11 protein-coding genes are annotated in these 13,999 nt (G+C 37.1%); 7 read left to right on the top strand and 4 right to left on the bottom strand.

Going from position 1 to position 13,999, the window contains the following annotated elements; genetic code table 11:
• Nucleotides 1–1,647 carry a two pore domain potassium channel family protein gene (locus IPH66_04695; GenBank protein ID MBK7128652.1) on the top strand — a complete coding sequence of 549 codons (1,647 nt, stop codon included), beginning with the start codon at nucleotides 1–3 and terminating at the stop codon, nucleotides 1,645–1,647.
• A gap of 27 nt (nucleotides 1,648–1,674) precedes the next feature.
• Here the strand turns inward: IPH66_04695 and IPH66_04690 are convergent, their stop codons facing one another.
• A complete protein-coding gene (locus tag IPH66_04690; GenBank protein MBK7128651.1) occupies nucleotides 1,675–2,736 on the bottom strand; it encodes a VOC family protein in 1,062 nt (353 codons plus the stop codon).
• Nucleotides 2,737–2,965: 229 nt separating this feature from the next.
• Between IPH66_04690 and IPH66_04685 the strand changes: the two genes are divergently transcribed.
• Genes IPH66_04685 through IPH66_04670 form a run of 4 tightly spaced genes read left to right on the top strand, consistent with a single transcriptional unit; the run spans nucleotide 2,966 to nucleotide 8,259 of the window.
• Nucleotides 2,966–3,436, top strand: coding sequence for a hypothetical protein (locus IPH66_04685; GenBank protein ID MBK7128650.1), 471 nt, complete (start codon nucleotides 2,966–2,968; stop codon nucleotides 3,434–3,436).
• A gap of 50 nt (nucleotides 3,437–3,486) precedes the next feature.
• Nucleotides 3,487–5,436: a DUF1573 domain-containing protein gene (locus IPH66_04680; GenBank protein ID MBK7128649.1), complete on the top strand. Its 1,950-nt coding sequence runs from the start codon at nucleotides 3,487–3,489 to the stop codon at nucleotides 5,434–5,436.
• A complete protein-coding gene (locus IPH66_04675; protein ID MBK7128648.1) occupies nucleotides 5,433–5,960 on the top strand; it encodes a hypothetical protein in 528 nt (175 codons plus the stop codon). The genes IPH66_04680 and IPH66_04675 overlap by 4 nt, the downstream gene beginning before the upstream one ends.
• Before the next feature lie 34 nt (nucleotides 5,961–5,994).
• The gene (locus IPH66_04670; protein ID MBK7128647.1) at nucleotides 5,995–8,259 is read left to right on the top strand and encodes a M1 family metallopeptidase; all 2,265 of its coding nucleotides are present in this window, start codon (nucleotides 5,995–5,997) and stop codon (nucleotides 8,257–8,259) included.
• 48 nt (nucleotides 8,260–8,307) lie between these two features.
• On the opposite strand, the gene IPH66_04665 is transcribed toward IPH66_04670, so the two are convergent.
• Together IPH66_04665 and IPH66_04660 are read right to left on the bottom strand one after the other, a co-directional pair.
• Complete coding sequence (locus IPH66_04665; GenBank protein ID MBK7128646.1) at nucleotides 8,308–9,138, bottom strand: formate/nitrite transporter family protein; 831 nt, start codon at nucleotides 9,136–9,138, stop codon at nucleotides 8,308–8,310.
• A 42-nt stretch (nucleotides 9,139–9,180) separates the two neighbouring features.
• Nucleotides 9,181–11,475, bottom strand: a complete 2,295-nt coding sequence (locus tag IPH66_04660) for a patatin-like phospholipase family protein (protein MBK7128645.1) — start codon at nucleotides 11,473–11,475, stop codon at nucleotides 9,181–9,183.
• 75 nt (nucleotides 11,476–11,550) lie between these two features.
• Between IPH66_04660 and IPH66_04655 the strand changes: the two genes are divergently transcribed.
• Nucleotides 11,551–12,738 carry a hypothetical protein gene (locus IPH66_04655; GenBank protein MBK7128644.1) on the top strand — a complete coding sequence of 396 codons (1,188 nt, stop codon included), beginning with the start codon at nucleotides 11,551–11,553 and terminating at the stop codon, nucleotides 12,736–12,738.
• On the top strand, nucleotides 12,735–13,151 hold the full coding sequence (locus IPH66_04650; protein MBK7128643.1) for an aminoacyl-tRNA hydrolase: 417 nt from the start codon (nucleotides 12,735–12,737) through the stop codon (nucleotides 13,149–13,151). The genes IPH66_04655 and IPH66_04650 overlap by 4 nt, the downstream gene beginning before the upstream one ends.
• On the opposite strand, the gene IPH66_04645 is transcribed toward IPH66_04650, so the two are convergent.
• Nucleotides 13,152–13,994, bottom strand: a complete 843-nt coding sequence (locus tag IPH66_04645) for an RluA family pseudouridine synthase (protein MBK7128642.1) — start codon at nucleotides 13,992–13,994, stop codon at nucleotides 13,152–13,154.
• Nucleotides 13,995–13,999 lie beyond the last annotated feature (5 nt).

The raw sequence follows: 13,999 nt of genomic DNA, 5'->3' as shown, positions 1-13,999 counted from the left end.
ATGACTGAACGCGTTTATCATACAAGTTTTGACACGGATGATGCTGATCCAAGCAAAAAAATTGTAAGCATCAGTGAATTTTCAGGCAAGAAAAAAATCAGCGAAAGAAAATTGAAGGTACTTGATGTATCTGATATTTACCAACGCATTGATGAAGGAAAACAGCTCTGTTTTGAAAATTGTTACATCAAAGATTTTTCACTTGATCAATACAGAAATTTAAGAGGTTTAGAAAAAGGAAAAAAAATTGTCATTGAAGGAATTCAGGCAACCAATGCTTTTTTTGACTGTGATGCCGAAATAAATTTTTCATACGCGCAAATTCAAGGAGATGTTTGCTTCAAAGGCTCTATTTTCACCCATGGTACCTTAAGCTTCAACTATTCAGATATTACGAGTGATACGGTTGATTATTCAGAATGCAGATTTCACTCTCATCAATCACATTTTGAACACGCAGACTTCAAAGCGGAGCGGATAAATTTTGAGCATGCCATGTTTCATTCTGAAACGGTTTCTTTTGTAAATGGAACATTTCACGCGAAGGAGACAAATTTCAGACGCGTGAATTTTGGAAAAAGCCGGGTGCGTTTTCAATTCGCGGAATTTTCTGACGGAGACAAAATATTTGAACGCATTCGTGTCATGGGATCAGTATTTGATTTCAGACGAGTGATATTTAACGCAGGAAAAGTAGATTTTCGTCGCTCACTCTTCTCAGATTGTTATGTTACTTTTGAAGAAATTCATGTAAGCTCAGGTAAATTCACCTTCAGAAATGCGCACATTGAAGGAGAAGACATGACCTTCAGACGAGCCGAATTTGGCACAGCCGATGTTTCATTTGATCAAACAGATTTTTCAAATCGTTCAGTTACGTTTGAAGGCTGCAAGGCAGACGCAATCTCTATTTCCGATGCATTTATCAGGGGTACACTAGACTTAAGAATCAAGCGGGTTCACCTTTTGGATCTGTCACAAACTTATCTATACGGCATTACCGATTTGAAATTTGAAGACAGAAAATCACTCGAAAAATTATCTCTTCGCGGAGTTAGAAATCTGGGGAAAATAATCATAGATTGGAGAGAAAATTCAGTACAAAAATTAATTGAACATGCCGGAGGAACAGACGAACAACTGGCAGAGCAGTTCAATATACTTAAAGCAAATTTTTCAGACAACGGGCAATATACCGATGAGGATAGCGCATACGTTTGCTTCAAGCGATATGAGCATCGCGTGATGAGAAAAAGATATTTGCATAAATCAGCCAACTGGAAAAAACCTTTTGTGCATTTTGCATTCTTCTGCCGTTTGCTCATTTTTGATAAGGCAGGCGTTTATGCAACAAGTCCGGCAAGGGTTTTGGTTTCTATGTTGATCACGATTTCATTTTTTGCAGCGCTCTATGTTGTACTACATTATACCGGAGCGGGAGAAATAGTGAATGCAGTGAACGCATCAGATAAATTAAATATAGTTGATAAAAGTTTCTATCACTCAGCCATTACCTTTTTCACTATTGGATACGGAGATTATTATCCCATCTCGTTTAGTCGTCTGGTATCAGCCATTGAAGGATGGACAGGTGTATTCATGATGTCGTATTTTACCGTGGCGTTTGTACGTAAAATATTGCGTTGAGTAAAATTTATACTCCAGCCAAAGACATCATTTCACACGATTCATTCCCATGGCTTTCAACATCCAGTTAGGGAGTCGTTTACCCGGCTTACGTTTTTTCAGATTGATATACCAACCCCATTTTTTCATCACAGGCACTTTATGGGTTTCAACAAATTCAATCCAATTGCCATCAGGATCTTCAATGTAAGCAAATCGTCCACCGGCCTCACCCATATCAAAAGTTGATCCGCTATCAACCGTAAAAGGGAAGCCTGCTTTTTCACAATCTTGCTTCAAGGCATCGATGCCTTGCACATCAAAACATAAATGGATAAATCCCCAATCACCCCAAAAACGGTTTTCAAAAATTTTACGCGGAGTGCGCTCAATCGCCTGAACCAATTCAATTTTTGTTGGTCCCAATAATTTTGAGAACGGACCGATGCGCTCATCTTTATGACTCAAGAGAACACGTCTGAATTTCTGACTTCCTGAAGGTAAGCCGGAAAAACAATTGAAGTTAGCTATTTCATCATACTCTACCACTTCATATTCCAGCACATCACGGTATAATTTCAATGCTTTTTCCATATCACTCACACCAATTAAAGCACCTGCTACTCCACCACAACGTGAAGAATGTCCTGTATCTTTAAACCAGCCTGAACCCTGAACAATATTGAAAATATTTCCGTTGGGATCCTCAATAAAATAATTGAATTCGCCCGTTGGAGTTGTACGCAACTCACCCAATATTTTTACCCCCTTTGACTTATGAAATTCAAATGAAGCCTTAACATCTCTTGATTTAATGCGACATGCATAGGTACCTAAATCACCTAATTGGATGTCAAACTCAGCTCTATTGGTTAAACGACTGGTAAACTGCCAAATTTCAAAACCGCCACCGCTTTCCATGCTTAGCGCAAGGGTTGCTGTTCTGCTATGCACAACGCCTCCGGTATATCTTGTCATCAAAGGTGCTTCTGCTGCTTCTTCAAAAATACGCACGTCAACTCCAAACATCTCACGATACCATTTCCATATTTTTTGAACGTCAGGAACTCCAATGCCCATTTGCTGAATTCCACAAATTATTTTTTGCATAGCGTTTTAATTTTGACGGCAAATATACATGCTTTTAGCCTATTCGCACCTGTTTATGCCTGTATTCCATCTTTGTGAACACGTGGTGAATAATTCAGTACAAGCTCTGGTTCAATTTTTGCTAATTTTGAAGATGTAATGAGATTCATACAGATTGCTGAAATAATTCTTCAAAATATGGGCAGCAATTTCATTAAGTAAAAAAATCCATGTACAAAAAAAAGTATACATGAAAAAGATAATATTTCTATTAGCAATCACATTGAACCTTCAGGCATTTTCACAGGTAAAACTTTACCGTGGAGATTCAAGTTTTGATTCAGACATTGCCTACACTATTGAAAATGGCATTGTATATCATGGTGACAATACATTCAACCGCAAAGTGATGTTTACCATTGATGATGATAAAATATACATTGGTCAGTCTACATCAAGTTTCAACTGTTTATATACCATTTCAGACAATCATGTTTACCGCGGTGACTCAAAATTTTCATCAGATATTATTTACACCATAGAAGAGACAAAAATATACCGTGGCAATTCCACGTTTTCAAACAATTGTATTTTGACTATTGAAGATGAAAAGATTTACATGGGTGACTCTACCTTTCCATCTGACATCTGGTTTACCATTAAAGAAACGGGAGAAAGTCTTTCAATTGCGGTGCTTGCGTGCATAGTTGGCCCCTATTAATTATGGTTAATTCTGAAATGAGTCAATTGTTTTTGCGAATCAAAAGAAAGATGCGTTTATGCTTCTCTGTGGTGATTGTTTTATTTTCATCCTCACTTTCGTTTGGACAAATTATGATTGACGAACCGGTTAAAGAGCTGGGAGACATTTTTGAAAGTCAGGGAAAAATTACTGCATATTTTGATTTGGTTAACCCTTACCGGGCAGATACTATTCATATTTTGAATATTGAAACATCATGCGGATGCACGGCAATTCTTACTCAAGACACGGTAATATATCCCGGACGAACACTCAAACTTGAAGTGAGTTATGATCCGCAAGGACGACCCGGCTTATTTGTAAAAAGTATTGCAGTTGAAACCCGCACCGGAAAAAATTCTTTATCTACCCTTTATCTGAAAATATCAGGGAATGTAATTTCAGAAACGCAGGCAATCAATCCACAAAACACCACCTTGCTTGAATATAAAGTTGCGCCCATTTATTTTTACGCAATTACTGCATTTGACACGTCGTATCTTGACTTCAGTTATGTTATTCCATTTGTCAATGATCTCACGTATGAAATAGATTATTACCAATTCACCACCATTGGTTTTGAAATTGGTGTAGCAGACAAAAAATATATTGAAGATATTGAAATCACGCTCAACTTTATTCGCAAAAAATTACTCAGAGAATTCAAGCAGCGTGGCTATTTTTTAAATACCGTCTTTTTTGATGAGCCTATCTTTAAAATTGAAGAATTGCCTGTATGGTCTACCGCCAGCATCAAAGTATATTCTTCTAATTTCAATAATGAAGGAATTGAAGAAAGTCATATTTTGGTTAGCTCTGATCAATCTGTTGAAGCCATTGATTTGGTATTAGATTATCAGCGATTTGTAATGCCCGAATATGAAGAAATTTTGAATGAAGTAAATTTTGAAAAATTAGAAGGCAAATTGTTCATGAACGGACAACTTGATTTGAGGGGAATAATACTGACACCTTCACACATCAACGATGAAGAGCGTGTTGAAATAGTAAATGAACTGACAAATCTTATTTATAAAAAGCTCAAAAAATCAAGCGGTGTTTCAAAAGCTGATATTCGTTTTGATTTTGATTCAACGGGAGTGCATCCTGAAAATAAATACCGGTTTGTTTTGTGGGATAGAGATGATGAAAAAGATTTTCAGCAAATTCAATTTATTGTAAAAGATGATCAACTGACCCCTCCTTTGCTGCCGACATATAAACAATCATTGCTCACGCGCACAACAATTGATACTACTAGTCAGGATTTTATCCGTTTTTGGTCAAATCTATGCATGAATTATCAGGCAGGCTTTGAAATTGAAGTGTTAATGGAATTGTCTATCTCAAAAATACCACGACAAGAAAGTGATGATAATTTGCAATTAGCCAGAAAAAGAGCCAAAGAAATCAGTGATTTTTTAAGTGGAAAATTCTTGCGTGAAACAGGTGGAAGTATTCGGTTCATCATCAAACCGGTAGTGCATGGACCTGAATATTCAGCTGACTTGAAAAAATTAGTCAACTACGCACAATATGAATATGTTAATCTGGTGCCAACCACCCATAAAAACGGCAATGACAAAGAACTTAACCCTCACCCTTATCAAGTAAACTTTGATTACTATTTTAATGGAGTTGACACTTCATCTTGGTTATTTGACAAATTTGCCCGCTACCTTGCAGAGGCTGTTGAACAAGATGGATATGTTGAGTTGCGCCTTGAATCAAGCATCTCACGCGTACCCATTGAACATGACCTGCCAAATAATTACCTTGTTTACCGACGGGCGCATGAAAGTGAACAACGGCTCAGAAAATACATGAACACCAAACTTATTGATGAAAACCGTGTTATCTTTACTGAACACAGATATCTGACCCAAGGACCGGAATATGATGGAACTATTCCCATTTTGGAATACAGAATTTTTCAATACGTGAAAATTGTACCGCAAAAATATCTTACACAAGAATGAAAAGAATAAAATCAATAAAATTAACAAGCTTGTACTTGTTTTTTGTTTTTGCAATTTGTCAGAGTACAGAGTCGTTAGCGCATAGTTATTTTGTTTCTACATCACAAATGGAATACAATGAACAAAGCAAAACAATTGATGTATCTCTAAAACTAACTGCGCATGATTTTGAGCATATCCTTGAAGAAAAGTTTAATCAACGCATGCACATTGAGGATATTGCTGACAGCTCAGAAACCGGACAGTACATACAAAATTATTTAAAGGAAAATTTCACCCTGAGTTCTGAAAATATTCTAGCCGAATTTATGTATGTTGGTAAAGAAGTTACTTTGCGCGATGAATTGTTTTTCTACTTTTCTTTTTCAAACATCACCAATGCTAAGATTATTCACGTGAAAAATACCGTGCTTTTTCTACAGTTCAATCAGCAGCAAAACATGATCAGCTATAAATATCTTGATAAAACTGTTAGTGTTACGTTGGTTGCATCCAAGGCAGAATCAGATCTGCTAATTGAATAAAATTTTTGACTATATTTTCCTAATCCCCAAATCAATGAATGCAAAATCAAGTTTATTATTCCTGATGTTTAGCGCAAGCGGATTATATGCACAGGATAAATTTGCCCAGTTATATGATGAGTTTGCGACGCCCAATGTATATCGTAACGCAGCAGGAGCGCCGGGTCCTCAATATTATCAGCAACAGGCCAACTATGTGATGAAAATTAAGTTGGATGATGAGACACAACGGATTTATGGTGAAGAAACGATTACCTACATCAATAATTCACCTGATCCCCTATCCTACCTTTGGGTTCAGTTAGACCAAAATATTCAGCAACCAAATTCAGACCGCAACCTGACAGAAACCGGAGACATTGAATCACTCGCCAATCCATGGTCATTAAAAGGACAAATCAAATCAATGGAATTTGACGGCGGATATAAAGATATCAAGGTGACCAATGTTGACGGAACAGTTTTGCCTTTTACTATTGTTGGCACCATGATGCGTGTTGATTTGAGCAAACCACTTTTGAATGGAGGCAGTTTTAGCTTCAATGTATCATGGTGGTTCAACATCAATAATCGCATGGAATTGGGAGGCAGATCAGGCTATGAATATTTTCCTGAAGAGGGGAATTATATTTACACGATGGCACAATTTTTTCCGCGCATGTGTGTGTACAATGATGTTGAAGGATGGCAAAACAAACAATTTTTAGGTGCCGGTGAATTTACTTTACCTTTTGGTGATTATGATGTTCAAATAACGGTGCCTGAAGATCACGTCATTGGTGCAACCGGTGAATTGCAGAACGGAGCTAAAATACTGAGCAAAGAACAACAAGAAAGATGGAAACAAGCACAAACTTCAGAAGAACCTGTATTCATTGTAACGCCGGACGAAGCAGCAGCCAACGAAAAAGACAAATTAAAAGGAACTAAAACCTGGCATTTTAAGGCAACCAACGTACGTGATTTTGCTTTTGCATCATCCAGAAAATTTATGTGGGATGCCATGGTTGTAAAACAAGATTCAAAAAATGTGATGGCCATGTCCTATTATCCGAAAGAAGGAAATCCACTTTGGGAAAAATACTCAACACGCATCGTGGCGCAAACATTAAAAACTTATTCAAAACATACGTTTGACTACCCGTATCCGGTGGCTATTTCAGTTCATGCTGCGTCCATTGGAATGGAATATCCAATGATTTGTTTTAACGGAGGAAGGCCGAATGAAGATGGTACCTATAGTGAACGTACCAAGTATGGGATGATGTCAGTAATCATTCATGAAGTTGGTCACAATTATTTTCCAATGATTATCAACTCAGACGAACGCCAATGGACTTGGATGGACGAAGGACTGAATACCTTTTTACAATATCTCACTGAACAAGAATGGCAACGAGATTATCCTTCAAGACGCGGCCCGGCTCACTTGATAGTTGACTATATGAATGGAACAAACACAAACCAGGTACCTATTATGACTAACTCAGAACAATTGGTGCAGTTTGGAAATAATGCCTATGGAAAACCTGCAACCGCGCTGAATATTCTGCGAGAAACTATTATTGGTAGAGAACTTTTTGATTTTGCATTTAAAACGTATGCAACCCGTTGGATGTTCAAACATCCGACACCGGAAGATTTTTTCAGAACCATGGAAGATGCCAGTGGAATTGACTTGGATTGGTTTTGGCGTGGTTGGTTTTATACAACTGATTATGTAGATATTTCTGTCAATTCTGTTAAGTGGTTTCAGTTGAATACGCATAATCCTGAAGTTGAAAAAGATTTTGAAAAAGAAGTTGATCAATTAGAAAACAAAAATATTTCTGAAATCAGAAATAAAGAAGACATCGTTCAAACTGAGAATGAAAAAAATCCATCACTGAATGATCAATATATCTCATCTGACCCGTTTGCTGTCACAGAAGAAGATAAAGAGAACTATGAAAAATTTGTGAATGAACTCAGTGAAGATGATAAAGCTTTATTGAATGCAGGATACCAGTTTTATCAGATAGATTTTGAAAACAAAGGCGGATTGGTAATGCCGCTGATACTAGAATTCACGTTTACAGATGGCACAAAAGAAATTGTGCGAATACCGGCAGAAGTATGGAGATATAATAATTACAACATTTCAAAAGTTTTTATTTTCAAAAAAGAATTGCAATCAGTTGCTTTGGATCCATATCTTGAAACAGCAGATTGTGATGTTGAGAACAATAACTGGCCACGCAAATCTGTGCCATCACGTTTTGATGCATACAAAGAGAAGGCTTGGAACGGGAAGTGGTAGACAAAATATTGAACTAACGAAAAATAAAACAAGAACAGGTTTCTTGTTTTATTTTTTTTGTCGGGAAGGTCTGATATACGCCAACCAATAAACAGAAGAAACCAAAAATGTTCCACCAATAATATTTCCAAGAGTTGTTGCCAGAAAATTCATGGACATGGATTCAAATTGAATACTGCCTGAAGATTGATAAAGATAACCCAGCGGTAAAAAAAACCAATTTGCAATAGAATGCTCCAAACCAATTGTTACAAAAGCAGTAACCGGAAAAATAATTGCCAGAATTTTATCTGTTACGCTATGGCCTCCCATTGCAAGCCAAACCGCAATGCACACTAGAGCATTACACAAAACAGCACGGGCAAAGGCAGCTAAAAAACTCATGGAACATTTTGCAGATGCGATTGCAAGACTTGTTTCAGCAATGGCTCCATCGTTCATGGTTCCGAGATCAGTCATCACCACCAACCAAACAGATATAAGGCAACCTACCACGTTACCGGCGTAAACTAAAAGCCAATTTTTCAAAACTGCTGCTGCACTTATTTTTCCACTAACCCATGCCATAGCAATCAGGTTATTTCCGGTAAAAAGTTCTGCACCTGCAATAATTACTAATATCAAACCCAAAGAAAATGCCAAACCACCAAGTAAGCGTGTGACACCAAAACCAAGTGTAGGATCTGAGACAACAAAAAGATAAAACAAAGCACCCATTGAAATAAATGCACCTGCCAGCACGGCCAAAATAAAAACGGTTAGACTTGGATAATTTGTTTTTGCAATTCCCAGTTTTTCCACACGCTGCGCAATTTCTGCCGGAGCATACGCATCATGCCCGTTTGTTTGATTTTCATTTTGACTTGAAGTAACTTTCATAGTTTGAAATTTATGCGCTAGCTGTGAGGGCGTAATCAACTTTTATCTCAGCGCATTGCGATTGAATAAAACATAACCATAACTCACTTGAAAAGAAAGTGGATTCAACTGAGTTTTACTGTCAAAATAAGTCAAGGATGCTCTTATTGGACCAATGATAGAATGATAGATTAGCGACACACTGGCTATACCAAATCTGTCTTGAAATAAATTACCATACACCGCTTCTCCATTTTCATCTAAAATACGCTCAATGTGTTGTAAAACGTATGCTTCAACACGCAAATCAACCATGTCCTTAATTGTAAAAACATGCATGAGTCCACCGGCTAAAAATTTATTAGATCTGAAATCATCATAATAACCGGTGCGTGAATCAGGTATTGGTTGAAAAGGATAAGCAGAGAGAATACTAGCAGTGTAATTCTGAAAAAAAGGTTGAAGCGAATAATGTCCTTCAAGGTAAATACCCAAACGATAAATTCCCCGGTGCATAAAATAAGTTTGGTAATTAACATTCAAATACGCCCAGTTGCGTATGGTTGCAGCCCCGTATTGATCATTGCCTGCCGGCGCTGTTGAGCCAGGTGTTGTTCGTTCTATTGCATGAACATACCTGAATAGAATATTTAGTTTCATGCCGGCTGATGCAAATTGTTTTCGGTTTAAAGAATTTAATGTGAACTCAAATCCCGGAGAATAATACAGTAATGAAGTATAATCTGCTGTGTCTGCTTTGGTGAATTGATCAGTTTGGTAATAGGTATCTTCATTCAATCCATTCGTAAAATCCAAACGCAATTTACTGCGACCTGAAGTTGCCATATTGTAATTTATACGCCAGAACGTTTCATTCTGCACAATATACGATGGTTTCACATCTTCAAAAAAAGTAGAAAAACTTTTGAAATAATCCCAACGGTTCATGATAAATTGTGGCTCAAGATAAGATGTCATTCGTGATGGCAAATAAAATTTTAAACCCGTATTTACAGAACCATAAAATTTTCCAAAATAGGTATTTGCATAAATGGTTAATGGAGTTAAGCGGAAATCTGAATAACTAAGACTTAGAAAACCGGTGTTCACAGGGCGAGAAGAATAATGACCACCAAACGCAGCTCGAAAAGGTTTCTCTTTTCTAATGGTTAATTTTAATGTCTGATCTCCGTTGTCATGTATTTTCACAGTTGGGAATAAAGACAAAACAGGTTCAGTTTGATATAGTCTGAGATACCGGATTTTCAGTGTTTCAAAATCAACTGAATCTTCTTTGTTTGCGCGTATCATTTTGCCCTGCACGTAACTTCCCTGATCATTATTCAATCCACAAACTTCAACGTTTGTAATCGCCAATTCTTTTTTTCTGGCATTAAATTTTTCTCTTGACTGATTTAAATCCTGAACTTTTGCTCTTCGCTCAATATACATTTTAATAGAATCAATCTTTTGAAGTGTTGTTTGATAACCAATTTCAATTGCCTCATCAATGCGGTCAAAATCAAAGGTGCCAATATCTCCAAGTTCAGGAACGATGATGAGCCCTTCATCACATGGCAAGGTATAGCTTGAGTGAGATGAAAACATATTCTTGATTTGTGACATGAGATTATCATCAGTTGGCGGTGCTTCATTGTAAGAGACATTGCTTCCAATAATGAAATCAGGATTGAATTCATGGTACATTTCTGCCGCGGGAAAATTGTTGTACAATCCACCGTCAAATAATAATTTACCATCCACATCAATTGGAGAAATAAAAAATGGATACGTCATGGATGCACGAACGGCAACATTCAAATCTCCTCTTTTAAAAAGCACAGATTTTTTTGTAACAATATCTGAAGCATTGCATCTGAAAGGAATAAACAAACTATCAAAAGTTTCAAGCGCAGGTGCCGGAATGTTGCCTAACAAACGGAGTAATTCCAAATCTAAATAAGTTGGGTTGAGCAAATTGGTTGGCAGTGATTTTTGAAAAACAGAATCTTTTGCAAACCTAAACGACATAAGCTCTGCATCAGGTTCAGGTTGTTCAATATAGTACTTGAATTTTTCTTCAATCTGACCTGAAGACATGAGTTGAAAAGTTTCACTCAACACAATGGCTTCCATTTGTGCCGGAGTATAGCCGGCTGCATATAAACCACCAACCAGAGCCCCGGCCGAAGTACCGGTAATAAAATCAATTGGAATTTCATTTTCTTCTAAAGCCTTTATTACCCCAATATGGGCAAAGCCGGTTGCACCGCCTCCGCTTAATACCAATCCAACCCGCTGCGCTGACAGTTGAATTACCACAAAAGTGAATACCAGAAGAAGACCAATTTTTTTCATTGACAACAAAAATACTCAATTTGTTCTATCTCAATGTATGACTTATTGAACGTATCTTTGCTGCAAAACGTTTGAATGAAGTTTATTGCAAAAACATATTCAGGATTAGAAGACCTGTTAGCTGAAGAGTTGCGAGGGCTGGGAGCATCTGACATTGAAGCGCATGATAAAGCTGTGCACTTTACCGGAAAACCTGATTTTATTTCACTTGCCAATCTACAATTACGCACTTCGCTGGCTGTATTAATTCCAATCTGTTCATTTAGATTCGCTTCCTATGCTGATCTCATGAGAAAAATAGAACGAGAAAAACTACATCATTATCTGACTGCCGGAAAAACATTTGCCTTCAAAGGCAGCGTGAAATCAAGTCAAATTAGAGGAGAAAAAAACTTTTTACCGGAACTGGAAGAAAAAATTATAACAGAATTCGCAGATCAAACCGGAGAAACTATTTCAGTTAATCAAGAGAAACCTTCGGTACTATTTGATTTCTTCATCAGTGAACAAGAATGCACCATTTCACGCAACAGCAGCGGTGCTCCGCTTTATCAGCGAGGATACAGATCACAATCAGGGAATCCGAATTTGAATGAAATTATTTCGGCTGCGTTGGTTCTATTTTCAGGCTGGGATAAAAAATCACATTTTATACATGCAGGTTGTGAAAAAGGAACGGTGATTGCGGAGGCAGCATTAATTGCCAATGAAATTCCTGCACTAATAAACCGCAAGACATTTGCCTTTAAAAACTGGCCGGGTTTTGACGAAACACAATGGCAAAATAAAATGGATGCTCTGCCTAAAATTCCGGTTAAAAATCCTCCGTTTGAAATTACAGGACTGAATCTTGAGGCCGAAGATGTAAAAGATGCACGTGAAAATTTGAGACCTTTACCAGTTGGTAAGTCAGTTAAAATTGAAGCGATTCGCCTAGATGAGTTAACACCCATTGACAATGGAACATTATTATTCACCTTCACACTTAAAGAAGATCCACGTCTTGAACCAGAACAAAAAAGTAATCTTATAAATCTTCTTCAAAATAAATTTCATTCATATACTTTCTGCGTATATCAATTGGATGAAATGGAAGATCTATTTGAGGTATTCAAACCGGTTAAAAGTCATCGCTTTTTCAACGGCACTGTCTGGTGCAGATTTACTTGTTATCAAATTCCTTCACCTGAAAAAAAAGAATTACCAAATAGCACCATCAATGTGCGCAGACAACCCAAACGATTTGAAAAGAATAAAAAATGAATACACAACTGCGATATCCGTCAGAGGCTTATCTTTCAGAATGCCATTTTGAAACCTCCAGAAGCAGAGGCAAAGGAGGACAGGCTGTAAATAAAATAGAATCAAGGGTAACGCTGGTATTTAATCTTGCAGAATCACGACTGTTTGACACCAATGAAAAAGAGCGCATCGCTAAAGGAATGAAAACTTACGTTTCAGATGAGGTGATCAGAATTTCATCTGAAAAATCGCGTTCACAATTACAAAATAAAAATCTGGTTTCAGAAAAGTTTATTGAACTACTTGCAAAATCATTGATTGTAAAAAAGAAGCGGATAGCCACTAAAGTATCTGCCGGCGTTAAACAGCAAAGGCGAAAATCAAAGCAACTGAAATCAGAAAAAAAAGGGCTGAGAAAAAAACCTGAATGGTAATTAGAACTTAAAAAATTTTGGTTCCGGCTGTTTGGTCCACTGCATTTTTTTTCCACTCACAGGATGCAGAATTTCAATAGACCATGAAAAAAGTCGCACCATCCCTTTTGAATCATCACCATACTTTTCATCACCAATGATAGGACATCCAATATGTGCCAGATGCACTCTGATTTGATTTTTTTTACCGGTATCTAAGGTCACTTCAAAGACAGAATTTTTTTTCTCAAATCGCAGCCATTTATAATGAGTTATTGCATGCACAGCACCCGGAGATTCTTTCATCTCAACAAACATTTTTAGATTTCTTTCCTTAAGCCAGGTATCAATGGTGCCTTCAGTTTCAGGTGGTGCAAACCGAGAAATGGCCAAATATTTTTTCGTGTACTTTTTCCAATTGTTTTGTAAGGTGTCAACAATATTTTGCGATTTGGCAAATAAAACTAATCCACCTACTTCTTTATCCAATCTATGTACAACAAAAGCTGCTTGTTTTCCTCTTGTTTTTTGTTGAATCCAAGTGTTAACCAGCCAATGCAAGGTTGGTTTTTTTGTAATGCCTTCTCCTGAAGTTAGAATTCCGGGCTGCTTTACAACAACAAGCATTGCATCATCTTCATATACCAACTCAAAGGGTAAATTGATTTGTTTTTTTTCTCCTTCTTTTTGCACCAGTACTTCGTCACCGGGCTTCAAGTCAAGGGTAGGATTTGTCACTACATTTCCATTCAGATAAATGCGTCCTGACTTGAAAAAATTTTTAAGCGTAGTATTGGATGCCCCGGCGTAATGAATTTTCAGAAATTCAATGAGGCTTGATTTATTTTTGACAATATACTTCACTTACT

The sequence above is a fragment of the Crocinitomicaceae bacterium genome, from assembly GCA_016708105.1.
GTDB lineage: Bacteria > Bacteroidota > Bacteroidia > Flavobacteriales_D > Crocinitomicaceae > JADJGJ01.
Note: the sequence above shows the minus strand (reverse complement) of the source record. Positions and strands in the feature narration are given on the sequence as shown.

Coding starts and splice junctions, on each gene's coding strand:
- IPH66_04685 (MBK7128650.1), top strand. CDS start 2,966: ATGAAAAAGATAATATTTCTATTAGCAATCACATTGAACCTTCAGGCA.
- IPH66_04690 (MBK7128651.1), bottom strand. CDS start 2,736: ATGCAAAAAATAATTTGTGGAATTCAGCAAATGGGCATTGGAGTTCCT.
- IPH66_04670 (MBK7128647.1), top strand. CDS start 5,995: ATGAATGCAAAATCAAGTTTATTATTCCTGATGTTTAGCGCAAGCGGA.
- IPH66_04655 (MBK7128644.1), top strand. CDS start 11,551: ATGAAGTTTATTGCAAAAACATATTCAGGATTAGAAGACCTGTTAGCT.
- IPH66_04680 (MBK7128649.1), top strand. CDS start 3,487: ATGCGTTTATGCTTCTCTGTGGTGATTGTTTTATTTTCATCCTCACTT.
- IPH66_04650 (MBK7128643.1), top strand. CDS start 12,735: ATGAATACACAACTGCGATATCCGTCAGAGGCTTATCTTTCAGAATGC.
- IPH66_04695 (MBK7128652.1), top strand. CDS start 1: ATGACTGAACGCGTTTATCATACAAGTTTTGACACGGATGATGCTGAT.
- IPH66_04660 (MBK7128645.1), bottom strand. CDS start 11,475: ATGAAAAAAATTGGTCTTCTTCTGGTATTCACTTTTGTGGTAATTCAA.
- IPH66_04675 (MBK7128648.1), top strand. CDS start 5,433: ATGAAAAGAATAAAATCAATAAAATTAACAAGCTTGTACTTGTTTTTT.
- IPH66_04665 (MBK7128646.1), bottom strand. CDS start 9,138: ATGAAAGTTACTTCAAGTCAAAATGAAAATCAAACAAACGGGCATGAT.